Annotated in this window: 11 protein-coding genes; 7 read left to right on the forward strand and 4 right to left on the reverse strand. The window is 73.0% G+C overall.

Features of this window, described 5'->3' with window-relative positions; all coding sequences use genetic code 11:
• Window position 1: 1 nt before the first annotated feature.
• Window positions 2-1,456, reverse strand: coding sequence for a carotenoid oxygenase family protein (locus FHX44_RS34220; RefSeq protein WP_147259562.1), 1,455 nt, complete (start codon window positions 1,454-1,456; stop codon window positions 2-4).
• Window positions 1,457-1,551: 95 nt separating this feature from the next.
• Window positions 1,552-2,325, reverse strand: coding sequence for an IclR family transcriptional regulator (locus tag FHX44_RS34225; RefSeq protein ID WP_147259563.1), 774 nt, complete (start codon window positions 2,323-2,325; stop codon window positions 1,552-1,554).
• 104 nt (window positions 2,326-2,429) lie between these two features.
• Between FHX44_RS34225 and FHX44_RS34230 the strand changes: the two genes are divergently transcribed.
• Both FHX44_RS34230 and FHX44_RS34235 read left to right on the forward strand, forming a co-directional pair.
• Complete coding sequence (locus FHX44_RS34230; RefSeq protein ID WP_246171034.1) at window positions 2,430-3,761, forward strand: replication-associated recombination protein A; 1,332 nt, start codon at window positions 2,430-2,432, stop codon at window positions 3,759-3,761.
• A gap of 77 nt (window positions 3,762-3,838) precedes the next feature.
• Entirely contained in the window at window positions 3,839-4,591 is a 753-nt protein-coding gene (locus tag FHX44_RS34235; protein WP_246171035.1) for an E3 ubiquitin ligase family protein, read from the forward strand.
• Between the two features lie 46 nt (window positions 4,592-4,637).
• On the opposite strand, the gene FHX44_RS34240 is transcribed toward FHX44_RS34235, so the two are convergent.
• A complete protein-coding gene (locus FHX44_RS34240; protein ID WP_170309154.1) occupies window positions 4,638-5,261 on the reverse strand; it encodes a TIGR03086 family metal-binding protein in 624 nt (207 codons plus the stop codon).
• Between the two features lie 51 nt (window positions 5,262-5,312).
• Between FHX44_RS34240 and FHX44_RS34245 the strand changes: the two genes are divergently transcribed.
• From FHX44_RS34245 to FHX44_RS34265, 5 genes are all read left to right on the forward strand, one after another.
• Window positions 5,313-5,741 (forward strand): MarR family winged helix-turn-helix transcriptional regulator, encoded by a 429-nt coding sequence (locus tag FHX44_RS34245; RefSeq protein WP_212612779.1) that lies wholly within the window; start codon window positions 5,313-5,315, stop codon window positions 5,739-5,741.
• A gap of 72 nt (window positions 5,742-5,813) precedes the next feature.
• Window positions 5,814-7,979 (forward strand): alpha-galactosidase, encoded by a 2,166-nt coding sequence (locus FHX44_RS34250; RefSeq protein WP_147259568.1) that lies wholly within the window; start codon window positions 5,814-5,816, stop codon window positions 7,977-7,979.
• Complete coding sequence (locus FHX44_RS34255) at window positions 7,976-8,914, forward strand: carbohydrate ABC transporter permease (protein ID WP_147259569.1); 939 nt, start codon at window positions 7,976-7,978, stop codon at window positions 8,912-8,914. The genes FHX44_RS34250 and FHX44_RS34255 overlap by 4 nt, the downstream gene beginning before the upstream one ends.
• 10 nt (window positions 8,915-8,924) lie before the next feature.
• Complete coding sequence (locus FHX44_RS34260) at window positions 8,925-9,863, forward strand: carbohydrate ABC transporter permease (protein WP_147259570.1); 939 nt, start codon at window positions 8,925-8,927, stop codon at window positions 9,861-9,863.
• Complete coding sequence (locus FHX44_RS34265) at window positions 9,860-11,224, forward strand: ABC transporter substrate-binding protein (RefSeq protein WP_147259571.1); 1,365 nt, start codon at window positions 9,860-9,862, stop codon at window positions 11,222-11,224. Before FHX44_RS34260 ends, FHX44_RS34265 begins: the two co-directional genes overlap by 4 nt.
• Here FHX44_RS34265 and FHX44_RS34270 read toward each other — a convergent pair.
• The gene (locus tag FHX44_RS34270) at window positions 11,211-12,416 is read right to left on the reverse strand and encodes an ROK family transcriptional regulator (RefSeq protein WP_212612780.1); all 1,206 of its coding nucleotides are present in this window, start codon (window positions 12,414-12,416) and stop codon (window positions 11,211-11,213) included. The genes FHX44_RS34265 and FHX44_RS34270 overlap by 14 nt on opposite strands.
• Window positions 12,417-12,455 lie beyond the last annotated feature (39 nt).

Here is a 12,455-nt window from a genome sequence, read left to right on the forward strand (position 1 = left end):
CTCAGGCGGTACGGGCGGCGAGCTCCGTGCTGCTCACCCAGTTGCCGTGCAGGCCGCGGCGGATGCGGATGGGCAGCGCCACCGTGGCGACGGGCGGGGCGTCGAGCCGCTGGGCGTCGAGGATCACCAGGTCGCTGCGCATCTCCTGGTGGCGCCCTACGACGACGAACACGTAGCCGTGGCCCTCGGGCGCGTCGTCGCCGCCGGGGACGAAGAGCGGCTCGGCCACCGAGCAGTCGTCGCCGGGGTAGTAGATCTGCGGCGGCGCCGCGCCGGTGGTGTCGAACGCGCCGATCCAGCGGAAGCCCGCGCCCGGCCGCTGCTCGCCGGGCACGTGGTTGAGCGCGAGGAAGCCGCGCCGGTAGGGCAGCGTCTCGAAGCGGTCGTCCATCCGCGGGAACTCGCCCGCGACGTCGGTCAGCCGCTGCTCGGTGAACGTCCCGCCGTCGGAACCCATGTCGATCGTCCAGCGGGACAGGTACCCGCGGGCGCGGACCGGGTCGTACGGCGCGCCGGTCACGTCGGGGAAGAACGGGAAGAAGTTGCTCCGGCCGACCGGCGTCTCGATGTGGATGTGGCGCCCGTCGTCCCACGCGCCGAGGATGTGGCTCGCGAACCGGTTGGACCCGCGCAGCCAGCGCACCTGGTCGGCGCTGCCCTTGCGGGGCAGGACGCCGAGGTAGACGTCTCGGTCCGGGTCCCACTGGAAGTGCGGCTGCCGCGCTTCCAGCCACGCGTACTCGCTGCGCATCGGGATGATCGGGAAGACCACGAAGTTCTGGGTGACGGCCCAGTCGTGCACCATGCTCGAGTACGGCGCGCGGATCCAGGTCTCGTGGATGATCCGGCCGTCCTGGTCGGCCTCGTAGTAGGCGATGTCCGGGGTGGTCTCGCCCTTGGCGGCGTAGCCGAAGAACACCATCTCGCCGGTGCGCGGATCCACCTTCGGGTGCGCGGTGCACGTCCGGGACGTGAGCGTGCCCTCGAACGTGTACTCGCCGATCGTCTCCAGGCTCATCGGGTCGAGCAGGATCGGCGCGCTGTCCTCCTTGGACGCGTACAGCTTCCCGCCATGGTAGAAGACGTTGGTGTTACCCAGCCCGCGGGAGATCCCGGCGACGGACGGGTCGTCGGTGAGCGGGTTGCGGTAGGCCCCGAAGAGCGCCCGCCCGGCCTTCGCCTCGGCCTCGTAGCGCGGCGTGCGCACGTAGCGGCTGCGGAAGTCGACCCGGCCGCCGTGGAAGCGGAAGTACATGGCCATGCCGTCGTCGTTGAACGTCGGCACGTCCGGGAGCACGGCAGGCGGCCACTGCCGGTCGGTGACCACGCGGTAGTAGGTGCCGGACAGGTGTTCGGGCACCTCGCCCTGCACGACCTCGAGGCCGGCGATGTCGGCCTCGACGCGCATCGGCGCCTCGAACGCGCTCGCGCCCTCCCGCTGCGGGAACCTGGTCATCCGCGGACACCCCCCTCGTGTGGTGACCCCCACCACAGCCGGGTCTACGGGACGGCGGCAAGCGCGCGCGATGACCTTTCCCCGATGCGGAAAGGTCAGCTTCCGCGCATCCGCTGCTGGATCAGCGAGGCGGCTGCGGTCACGGCGGGTGCCAGCGCGCGCAGGCGGGTGGCGGTGCCCAGCCGGGACATCGGCGCGGCGACGCACACGGCCGCCACCGGTTCACCGGTCCCGAGCAGCACGGCCGCTCCGAGCGCGGCCACGGACGGGTCGGTCTCGCCGAGGTTGGTCGCCCACCCGCGGCGGCGGATCCGGCCGAGCTCGCGCTCCAGGGCGTCCCACTCGGAGATCGAACGCCCGGTCGTGGCCTCGAGGTGGTGGCTCGGGTAGCGGTCCCGCAGCGCGGCCGGGGTGAGAGCGGCGAGCATCGCCTTGCCGCCTGACGTGCAGTGCGCGGGCATCAGCAGTCCCAGCCGCGAGCTCACGCGCACCGAATGCGGTCCTTCGAGGGACTGCACGAACCGGGTGTGGCGCCCTTCGAGGATCGCCAGGCTCACCGTCTCGCCGACCTGCTCGCGCAACCCGGCGAGCACCTCGGCGCCCGCGTCGCGCAGAGACACGGCGTTCGAGCCGACCACGAGCGTGAGCTCGTGCAGCGCGGGCCCGGCGGTGTACGGCCCGCCGACGTGGTCCTGGCGGGCGAAGCCCTCGCGCACGCAGGTGGCGAGCAGCCGGTGCGCGGTGGAGACCGCGACGTCCAGTTCCCGCGAGACCTCGGTGACCGTCACCGAGCCGCGCCGCGCCACGAGCCGGACCAGCGCGAGGACGGCCGCCGCCGAGCTGATCGCGCCCCGCTCCGGTTTCCGCACGCCGGAACGATAGGCACCCGCGGAAGTTGTCGGAGCGGAGTGGCAGGCTGGAAGGGATGACTACCGAGGCGGACGGGCTGTTCGAGCTGGACGAGCCGGACCCGATGCCGCCGGTCGACGAGGCCGGCGCGCGGGCCACGGCGCCGCTCGCCGTCCGCATGCGCCCGCGCACCCTCGACGAGGTCGTCGGGCAGGCCCACCTCCTGCGCCCGGGAGCCCCGCTGCGCCGGCTCGTGGAGGGCGGCGCCGCCGCGTCGGTGCTGCTCTACGGCCCGCCCGGCACCGGCAAGACCACGATCGCCCGGCTGCTGGCCGGCGTGGGGAGCCGGCACTTCGTGGCGCTCTCGGCGCTGTCGTCCGGGGTGAAGGAGCTGCGCGCCGTCATCGACGACGCGCGGCGCCGCCGCGACCGCCTCGACCAGCAGACGGTGCTGTTCATCGACGAGGTGCACCGCTTCTCCAAGACCCAGCAGGACGCGCTGCTGGGCGCCGTGGAGGACCGGCTCGTCCTGCTCGTGGCGGCCACCACGGAGAACCCGTCGTTCTCGGTGGTGTCGCCGCTGCTGTCGCGGTCGCTGGTGCTGCAGCTGCAGTCGCTCACCGACGACGACGTGCGGTCGCTGCTGCGCCGCGCCGTCGCCGACCAGCGCGGGCTCGACGGCGTCGTGTCGCTCACCCCCGACGCGGAGGACGCGCTGGTCCGGCTGGCCGGCGGCGACGCCCGGCGCGCCCTCACCGCGCTGGAGGCGGCGGCCGACGGCGTGACGGGCACCGGAGCCGCAGAGATCGACCCAGTGATCGACGTCCCCGCGGTCGAGCGCGCGGTCACCGAGGCGACGGTGCGCTACGACCGGCAGGGCGACCAGCACTACGACGTGATCAGCGCGTTCATCAAGTCGATCCGCGGCTCCGACGCCGACGCGGCGCTGCACTACCTGGCGCGCATGTTGGTGGCGGGGGAGGACCCGCGCTTCATCGCCCGGCGCCTGATGGTGCACGCCAGCGAGGACATCGGCCTCGCCGACCCCACGGCGCTGCAGGCCGCGGTGGCTGCGGCGCAGGTCGTGCAGCTGGTCGGGCTTCCGGAGTGCCGGCTCGCGCTCGCCCAGGCCACGGTCCACCTGGCCACCGCACCCAAGTCCAACGCCGTGATCACCGGCATCGACGAGGCGATGGCCGACGTGCGGGCCGGCGCCACCGGCGCGGTGCCGCCGCACCTGCGCGACGGCCACTACGCCGGTGCGCAGAAGCTGGGCAACGCGGTCGGCTACCGCTACCCGCACAACGCCCCCGACGGCGTGCTGGCGCAGCAGTACCCGCCGGACGCGTTGGTGGGCCGGGACTACTACCGCCCGTCCGCCCACGGCGCCGAGCGTGCGCTCGCCGAGCGGCTCCCCAGGCTGCGCCGCGTCGTGCGCGGGGAGCGACAGGGCTGAGGCCGGTAGAACTGCTGAGCCCCGTAGGACTACGGTTCTGGCCTCACCGCGGGCGATGGCAGGCTCATCGGGTGTCGATGAGCAGCCTCGTCGCGATCGTCTTCGCGGGCACCCTGGCGTATCGCGCCTACACGCACGTCCGGGCGGCGCTGGCCGGCCGGTCCCGGCGCCTGCGGTCGCTCGGCGCCACCCCCGTCACGGTGGCCGAGCTCGTGGCGATGGCCGGTGCAGCCCGAGCGGAGCTCGGCCCCGGCGTGTTCGACCAGCACGTCGTGGCCTCGGGGGTGGCGGAGCCGTCGGAGCACGGACCGCTCGAGGCGCCGTTCAGCGCGACGCCCTGCGTCTGGTACCGGGCGACGACCCTCCGGGTCGTTCAGGACGGGAAGGGCCGCACCCGCCACGAGGTCGACGCCGACGTCACCAGTCGGCAGGGGTTCCGCCTCGTCGACGGCGGCGCCGAGCTCCACGTCCTCGCCGGGGCCACCCCGATCGAGGGCGCGACCCAGACGGTGGACGAGGTCGTCGAGAGCCCCGACGAGGGCATCGACCTCGGTCTGGTGCGGATCGTCTCGAACCCCGACCGCACGATCCGCCGCGAGTGGGTCGTCGCGGCCGGGACCCGGCTCACCGTCGTCGCCGACGTCCGGGACGTCGCGGGGAGGCTCGTGGCGAAGGAGCGGCCGGACGCGCCGATCCGGATCACGACCGAGACCTCGTCCGAGGCGGTGCAGGCCGACGAGCGTGCCGAGCGGGGCGGGTGGCGGTCGGGCGCGCTGTATGCGGCAGCCGCGCTCGCGGCGCTGCTGTTCGCCGTGATCGGGCCGTTCTGACCCTTCCGGCCTCGAAGCGCGGGCGAGCCGGTGTGCGCGGCAGCGGCTACCGGCGGACCAGGGGGTCGCTCGTCCACGCCGGGTCGCGGCCGAGCAACGTGAGGACGCGGGTCCAGGGGCCCGCGTCCTGCGGTGCGGGGAGCGCATGGGCGAAGGTGGCCCCCGGTGTCTCCCGGTACTCGTCGTCCGGGATCTGCTCGGACATGGCCAGTGCCGCGGCGACCACGTCCGCGTCCAGCCGCGAGCCGTAGTCGGCCTGCACGCCGAGTGTCGCGGCGACGTCCCAGCCGTGCACGAGGGTGTCGATCAGGTGCATCTGGACGAGGACCGGCAGGGGCAGTCGGCGGTCGAACTCGGGCATCAGGACGAGGCCGTCGGCTCCTGCCGCGAACGCGGCCACCACGTCGTCGAGTCCGTCCGCGATCGTCGCGGCGGGGGACGGGCCGAGCGGGTGCGGGGCGAAGGCCGACACGTCCACGTCGTCGCCGGCGCGGGCGGCTCGCACGGCTGCGGCGAACCCCCGGTCCTGGCCTGCCATGTGCTCGAGCAGGGCGCGCAGGTCCCAGCCTGCGCAGGGGGTGGGGCGCCCGAGGTCGGCGGGCGTGACGCGGTCGAGGACGGGACGCAGCCCTGTGACGGAGCGCCGGTGCAGGTCGATGATGTTCTCCACGAGTAGATGGTCTACCGTGGTAGACGATTGGTCAAGGGATAGCGTCGGTTCGTGGACGGGCAGCGACACGATCTCGGCGCGGCATTCGCATGGCTCGCCCGCGCGATGATCAAGGCGGAGGAGCCGATCCTGCGCGCGCACGACGTCGAGATGTGGGACTACGCCGTGCTCGTGACCCTGGAGGACGGGCCGGCGCCCACGCAGTCGGAGCTCGCGGCGGCCACCGGGCGGGACAAGACCCGGCTCATCCCGATCCTCGACCGCCTGGAGGCCCGCGGTCTGCTCCGGCGCACCCCGGACCCGGCCGACCGGCGCAACCGCATCGTCGCGCTCACCGCAGCGGGCCGGGATCTGGTGGCCTCGTGCCGGGCGGACGTCCGCGCGATGGAGGCGGAGTTCCTCGCCCACCTCGAACCGCGCGAACGCGCCACCTTCGTCGCCGTGCTCGATCGGCTCGCGGACGCGGTTCGCGACCGCTGAGTTCCCCCGTTGACGCGGGATAAGTTCTGCCGTAGAACTAAGCCCGCCACGACGAGGTGAACGGAGCACGCCATGACCCAGCCCGCCGCCGACCCGATCCACCTGCGCGCGGCCGGGGTGAGCGTGATCGTCGTGACCGACGGCGGACGGTTGCCCGCCGTGCTGCACTGGGGAGCCGACCTCGGCGAGCTGACCGCCGCCGACCTCGCTCAGCTCGCCGGCGCAGGCGTGCCCGCCGCCGTCCCGAACGACCTCGACCAGGTCACGCGGGCCGGGATCGTCGCCGAGCACGCCGCGGGCTGGAACGGCAGGCCGGGGCTCGCCGGGCAGCGTGCGGGCCGGGCGTGGTCGCCGCTCTTCACGCTCACCGACCTCGCGGTGGAGCACACCGCCGGTGGTGGCGGCCGGGTGCGGGCCTCCGGCCGGGACGGCGAGGCCGGCCTGGCCGTGCACCTCGAGCTGGAGCTGTCGCCGTCGGGCGTGCTGCGCCAGCGCGGCACCGTGGAGGTCCCCGCCGAGGCGGACGCCGAGCCGTTCGTGGTCGACGGGCTCGGGCTGACGCTGCCGGTGCCGCCGGTCGCCACCGAGCTGTTCGACCTGGCCGGGAGGTGGGGCCGCGAGCGCGCCCCGCAGCGGGCCCCGTTCGTCGTCGGCGTCCACTCGCGGGAGAACCGTCGCGGCCGCACCGGCCCGGACGCCCCGCTGATCCTCGCCGCGGGCACGGCGGGCTTCGGCTTCTCCGAGGGCGAGGTCTGGGCGATCCACGTGGCCTGGAGCGGCAACCACGTGACCTACGCCGAGCGCCTCTCCACCGGAGCCGCCGTGCTGGGCGGTGGCGAGCTGCTGCTCCCCGGCGAGGTGCTCCTGCGGCCGGGCGAGTCCTACACCGGTCCCTGGGTCTACGCCGCGCACTCCACCGGCGGCCTGGACGACATCGCGGCCCGGTTCCACAGGCTGCTGCGCGACCGCCCGCACCACCCGGCCAATCCGCGTCCCGTGGTGATGAACACCTGGGAGGCCGTCTACTTCGACCACGACCTCGACCGGCTCGTCGAGCTCGCCCGGGTCGGCGCCGACGTCGGCGTGGAGCGCTACGTGCTCGACGACGGCTGGTTCCGCCACCGCCGCGACGACAGCGCAGGGCTGGGCGACTGGTACGTCGACGAGGGCGTCTGGCCGCAGGGCCTGCACCCGCTGGTCGAGGAGGTGCGGCAGCGGGGCATGGAGTTCGGGCTGTGGGTGGAGCCGGAGATGGTGAACCCCGACTCCGACCTCGCCCGCGCCCACCCCGACTGGATCCTGCAGACCGGCGGGCGGATGCCGATCCCGTCCCGGCAGCAGCAGGTGCTCGACCTCGCGCACCCGGATGCCTACGCGTACATCCTGGAGCGGCTCGACGCGCTGCTCAGCGAGTACCCGATCAGCTACCTGAAGTGGGACCACAACCGCGACCTGGTCGACGCGGGGCACGGCCCACTCGGGGTGCCCGGCGTGCACGCCCAGACCCGCGCCGTCTACCGGTTGATCGACGAGGTGCGGGCCCGCCACCCCGGCGTCGAGATCGAGTCCTGCTCGTCCGGTGGCCTGCGCGTGGACCTGGAGATCCTGGAGCGCACGGACCGGATCTGGGGCAGCGACATGACCGACCCCCTCGAGCGCCAGCAGATCCAGCGCTGGACCGCGCAGCTGATCCCGCCCGAGCTGGTCGGCTCGCACGTCGCCGCCCCGCGCTCCCACTCGACCGCGCGCACCCACGACCTGTCCTTCCGCGCGGGCACCGCGCTCTTCGGCTCGTTCGGCATCGAGTGGGACGTCACGACCACCGGCCCGGAGGAGCGCAAGGAGCTCGCCGCGTGGGTGCAGCTCTACAAGGACGTCCGCGGCCTGATCCACACCGGCACGATGGTCCGCGCCGACCAGCACGACCCGTCGTTCGCCCTGCACGGCGCCGTCGCGCCCGACCGCGCCGACGCGCTCTACGCGCTGGTCCAGCTGGCCACGCCGCTGACTTCGGTGCCGGGTCAGCTGCGGCTGCCCGGCCTCGACCCGGACCGGCGCTACCGGGTCACGGTCCAACCGCCCGGGGACCGCCCGGCGTTGCGGCAGCGACAGGCGCCGGACTGGGTCGCCCGCGGGGTCGAGCTCCCCGGCCGCGTGCTCGCCGAGGCCGGTCTGCGTGCCCCGGCGCTGAACCCCGAGCAGCTGCTGCTCCTGCGCGTGACGGACGTGACGTCATGACCACGACGGCCGTGCCCGCCGCGGGCGCCCCCGCTTCCGGCGCCCCCGCGATCGCGCGCCGGGCGAGCTCGAACCGCGAGACCTGGGTCGCGCTGGGCTTCATCCTCCCGACGGTCTTCGGGTTCGTCGTGTTCTACCTCTGGCCGTCCCTGCGCGGGCTGGGGCTGAGCCTCACCGACTACCAGTTCTTCTCCGACACCTCGTTCGTCGGGCTCGCCAACTACCAGCGGCTGCTCACCGACGAGACGTTCTGGAACGCCATGCTGGTGACGGTCTGGTACGTCGTGCTCAACATCGGATTCCAGACCGTGCTGGCCGTCCTGCTCGCGGTCCTGCTGCACCGGCTCACCCGCTCGGTCGTGATCCGCGGGCTCGTGCTGCTGCCCTACCTGGTGGCCAACGTCGTGGTCGCGCTGCTGTGGTTCTGGATGCTCGACGCGCAAATCGGGATCGTGAACCAGGTCCTGTCCTGGTTCGGGATCGGCCCGATCTCCTTCTTCGGCAGCGAGTCGTGGGCCATCCCGACGATCGCGTTCGTCAACACGTGGCGCCACCTCGGCTACACCGCGCTGCTGATCTTCGCGGGGCTGGTGATGATCCCGCGGACCCTCTACGAGGCAGGCCGCGTGGACGGCGCGAGCGAGTGGCAGATGTTCTGGCGGATCACCCTGCCGCTGCTGCGTCCGGTGCTCGCACTGGTGCTGGTGATCACCGTCGTCGGCTCGTTCCAGGTGTTCGACACGGTCGCGGTCACCACGATGGGCGGGCCGGCCGACGCGTCCCGGGTGATCCAGTACTACATCTTCGACCTCGCCTTCGAGCGTCTGGACTACGGCTACGCCTCGGCGGTGTCGGTCGTCCTGCTCGTGATCCTGTCCGTCATCGCCTTCGTGCAGCTGCGGCTGATGCGGGCGAACGAGTCGGACCTCGCCTGAGGAGCTGAGCATGGTCACCGTCGATGCCGACGTCACGGCCGCGCCCACCAGTCGCACACCCGGCCGCGAAGCAGGTGGCCCGACACCGGGCCGGGTGCTGGCATGGGCCTGCCTCGTCGTGATCATCCTGATCACCCTGTTCCCGTTCTACTGGATGCTGCGCACCGCGTTGTCGAACGGCACCACGCTCGCCACCGCGGGCAGCTCGTGGCTGCCGGTCGACTTCACGTGGGGTGCGTTCCGGCGCGTGCTCGGGCTCGCCACCCTCGAGGAGGCGCAGGCGGAGGGCGGCACCGGCTCCGCCGTGGACTTCTGGGTCTACCTGCGCAACTCCGTGCTGGTGGCGGGGTTGATCACGGCAGGGCAGGTGTTCTTCGGGGCGCTCGCGGCCTACGCCTTCGCCCGCATGCGCTGGCCGGGGCGTGACCTCGTGTTCTTCGTGCTGCTGACGGCCCTGATGGTGCCTCCGATCTTCACGCAGCTGCCGAACTTCCTGCTGATGCGCGATCTGGGGCTGGTCAACACCTACGCCGGGCTCGTGCTGCCGTTCTTCTTCATGACCCCGTTCGCGGTGTTCTTCCTCCGCCAGTTCTTCCTCGGCATCTCCCGCGAGATCGAGGAGGCGGCCCGGCTGGACGGCGCGGGCCACGTCCGCACGTTCTTCCGGATCATCGTGCCGATGAGCTGGGGGCCGATCACCACGCTCGCCCTGCTGCAGTACGTGCAGGCGTGGAACGAGTACTTCTGGCCGCTGCTCGTGGGCAGCGAGCGCAGCGTCCGCACCCTGACGGTGGCGCTCGGGGTGTTCCGCGCCCAGACGCCGCAGGGCAACCCGGACTGGCCCGGTCTGATGGCGGCCACGCTGATCGCAGCGCTCCCGGTGCTCCTGCTGTTCATCGCCTTCGGGCGCAAGATCGTCGACTCCATCGGCTTCTCGGGGATCAAATGAAGCGCACCCGCAGGCTCACCGTCATCGCGACCGCTGTCCTCGTCGCGCTCGTACCGGCCTGCGCCGCGGAGCGTCCCCCCACGGAGTCCGGCGGGTGGGACGACACCGGTGAGGTCACCTACTGGATGTGGGACGCCAACCAGCTGCCCGCCTACCAGCGGTGCGCCACCGACTTCGAGGCCCGCAACCCCGACATCGACATCGCGATCGAACAGGTCGGCTGGGACTACTACTGGGGCCGGATGCTCACCTCGTTCGTCGCGAACTCCGCACCGGACGTGTTCGTCAACCACACGTCCAAGTACGGCGACTACACCTCCCGCGGGCTCATCGAGCCGCTCGACGAGCTGATCGCCCGCGACGGGCCCGACCTGTCCCAGTTCGTCGAGGGCACCGGCGACCTGTGGGTCGGCGACGACGGCAAGCGCTACGGCCTGCCGAAGGACTTCGACGCGGTGGGCATCTTCTACAACGCGACGATGGCCCGGGACGCCGGCATCACCCCGGAACAGATGCAGAACCTGACCTGGAACCCGCAGGACGGCGGCACCTACGAGGACGTGCTCGCCCGCCTGACCGTCGACGCCAACGGGGTGCGCGGCGACGAGCCCGGCTTCGACCCGCGCAACGTCGCGACCTACGGCCTCGGCATCGCCTACCCGCCGGGCGGCGGGTCGGGCCAGACGCAGTGGTCGTTCCTCACGGCGACGCTCGGCTGGGGCCACACCGACCGCCCGCTGTGGGGCACGCGCTTCAACTACGACGACCCCCGCTTCCAGGAGACGATCGCCTGGTGGCGCAGCCTGGTCGAGAAGGGTTACATGCCGCCGCTGGAGCAGGCCGTCGGCAACGAGCTGTCGCAGCTGCTGCAGGCGGGCCGGGTCGCGCTGGTCACCGAGGGGTCCTGGAACATCAGCACGTTCGCGAAGCTCGGCGGCATCGAGATGGCCACAGCGCCCACGCCGATCGGCCCCCAGGGCTTCCGGTCCGCGATGACCAACTCGCTCGCCGACTCGATCGCGGCCGGCTCGCCGAACAAGGGCGCGGCCTGGAAGTGGGTGCGCTACCTCGCCTCGCCGGAGTGCCAGTCGGTGGTGGCGGAGGGCGGCGTGGTGGTGCCCGCGATCGCGTCCGTGGTCTCCACCGCCGAGGCGGCGATCGGCGCGCACGGCCTCGACATCACCCCGTTCACCCGGCAGCTGCGCGAGGGAACGGCGTTCCCCTACCCGGCGGCCCAGCACGCGGCCGACATCGACTCGATCATGGAGACGGCGATGGAGCGGGTGATGGCGGGCAGCGCCGACGTCTCGTCGTTCACAGCGGCCAACGAGGAGGTCAACGCCCTGTTCACGCAGGGGTGACCGCCCGCGCTCGGCCCAGCACGTGCTCCTGCACGGCCACGGCCGCTGCGCCGCGTGCCCACTCGGTGAACGGGAACGGCCGCACGTCGAGCCGCACCGGGGCGAGGGGTGCCTTCCGGTTCTCTTCGAGGGCGGCGTCCAGCGCGGGACGGGCGGCCTCGACCAGGCCGATGCCGTCGCCGGTGAGGATCACGAGCTCGGGGTCGATCAGGTTGGCGATGTCGGCCACGAGCACCCCGAGCGCTCCCGCCGCCTCGTCGACGACCCGGCGGGCGGCGCCGTGGCCGTCGACGGCGAGCCGCAGCGCCTCGGCGTAGGTCACCGGTCTGCCGAGCGCCTGGGCGACGGCGCCGGAGACCGCGCGGGAGGAGACGAGGCCCTGCGCGCAGCCGCGGTGCCCGTCCTCGCACACCACCGAGCTCACCACCGGGCGGTGCCCGATCGACCCGCCGCCGCCGTGCGCCCCCTCCACCACGAGGTCGTGCACGACGATCCCGCACCCGACGCCCGCGCCGATCGTGATCACTAGCAGCGACTGCAGACCACGCCCGGCCCCGAACCAGTGCTCGGCCGCCGTGAGCGCGCGGACGTCGTTGTCGACGACCGCAGGCAGACCGGTGGCCCGGTGCAGCAGGTCGGCGAGCGGGACCAGCTCGTGCCAGCCGAGGAAGTGGGCGCGGGCGACGTCGCGGCGGTCGATCACGAACCCGCCGATCCCCACGCCGAGGCCCACGACGCCGGGGTGGTCGGCCTGCAGCAGCCGGGTTACGTCGGCGACCGCACCGACCACGGCCGCCGGATCCGTTCCGGGAAGCGGGCGGGTGTGCTCGGCGAGCACGGCTGCCCGCAGGTCGGTGACGACGGCGAAGAGCGTGTCCCCGGTGATCTTCACGCCGACGAAGCGCTGGTCGGACGGCCCCACGTCCAGTGGCAGCGACGGCCGCCCGGTGCGCACCGGATGCTCCGGGCTGTCCTTCGGGCCGTTCTCCGGACCGCCCTCGACGAGCAGGCCCGCGTCCACGAGCGGGCGCGTGAGCCGGGTGAGCGAGCCGGGGGAGAGGCCCAGTCGGCGGGCGAGCTGAGCGCGGGGCAGCGGGCCGAACCGCAGGACCTCGACGGCGACCCGCTGGTGGCTGCCGTCGAGCGCGCTCCAGTCGGCGGAAGGCGGAGTTTGTTCCGCGACGGAAGTCACCGGACGACGATAGCTGGCCCACGGCGGCATCGCCGTGAT

It is taken from the genome of Pseudonocardia hierapolitana, from assembly GCF_007994075.1.
Taxonomy (GTDB): domain Bacteria; phylum Actinomycetota; class Actinomycetes; order Mycobacteriales; family Pseudonocardiaceae; genus Pseudonocardia; species Pseudonocardia hierapolitana.

Coding starts and splice junctions, on each gene's coding strand:
- FHX44_RS34250 (WP_147259568.1), top strand. CDS start 5,814: ATGACCCAGCCCGCCGCCGACCCGATCCACCTGCGCGCGGCCGGGGTG.
- FHX44_RS34230 (WP_246171034.1), top strand. CDS start 2,430: ATGCCGCCGGTCGACGAGGCCGGCGCGCGGGCCACGGCGCCGCTCGCC.
- FHX44_RS34265 (WP_147259571.1), top strand. CDS start 9,860: ATGAAGCGCACCCGCAGGCTCACCGTCATCGCGACCGCTGTCCTCGTC.
- FHX44_RS34220 (WP_147259562.1), bottom strand. CDS start 1,456: ATGACCAGGTTCCCGCAGCGGGAGGGCGCGAGCGCGTTCGAGGCGCCG.
- FHX44_RS34260 (WP_147259570.1), top strand. CDS start 8,925: ATGGTCACCGTCGATGCCGACGTCACGGCCGCGCCCACCAGTCGCACA.
- FHX44_RS34235 (WP_246171035.1), top strand. CDS start 3,839: ATGAGCAGCCTCGTCGCGATCGTCTTCGCGGGCACCCTGGCGTATCGC.
- FHX44_RS34255 (WP_147259569.1), top strand. CDS start 7,976: ATGACCACGACGGCCGTGCCCGCCGCGGGCGCCCCCGCTTCCGGCGCC.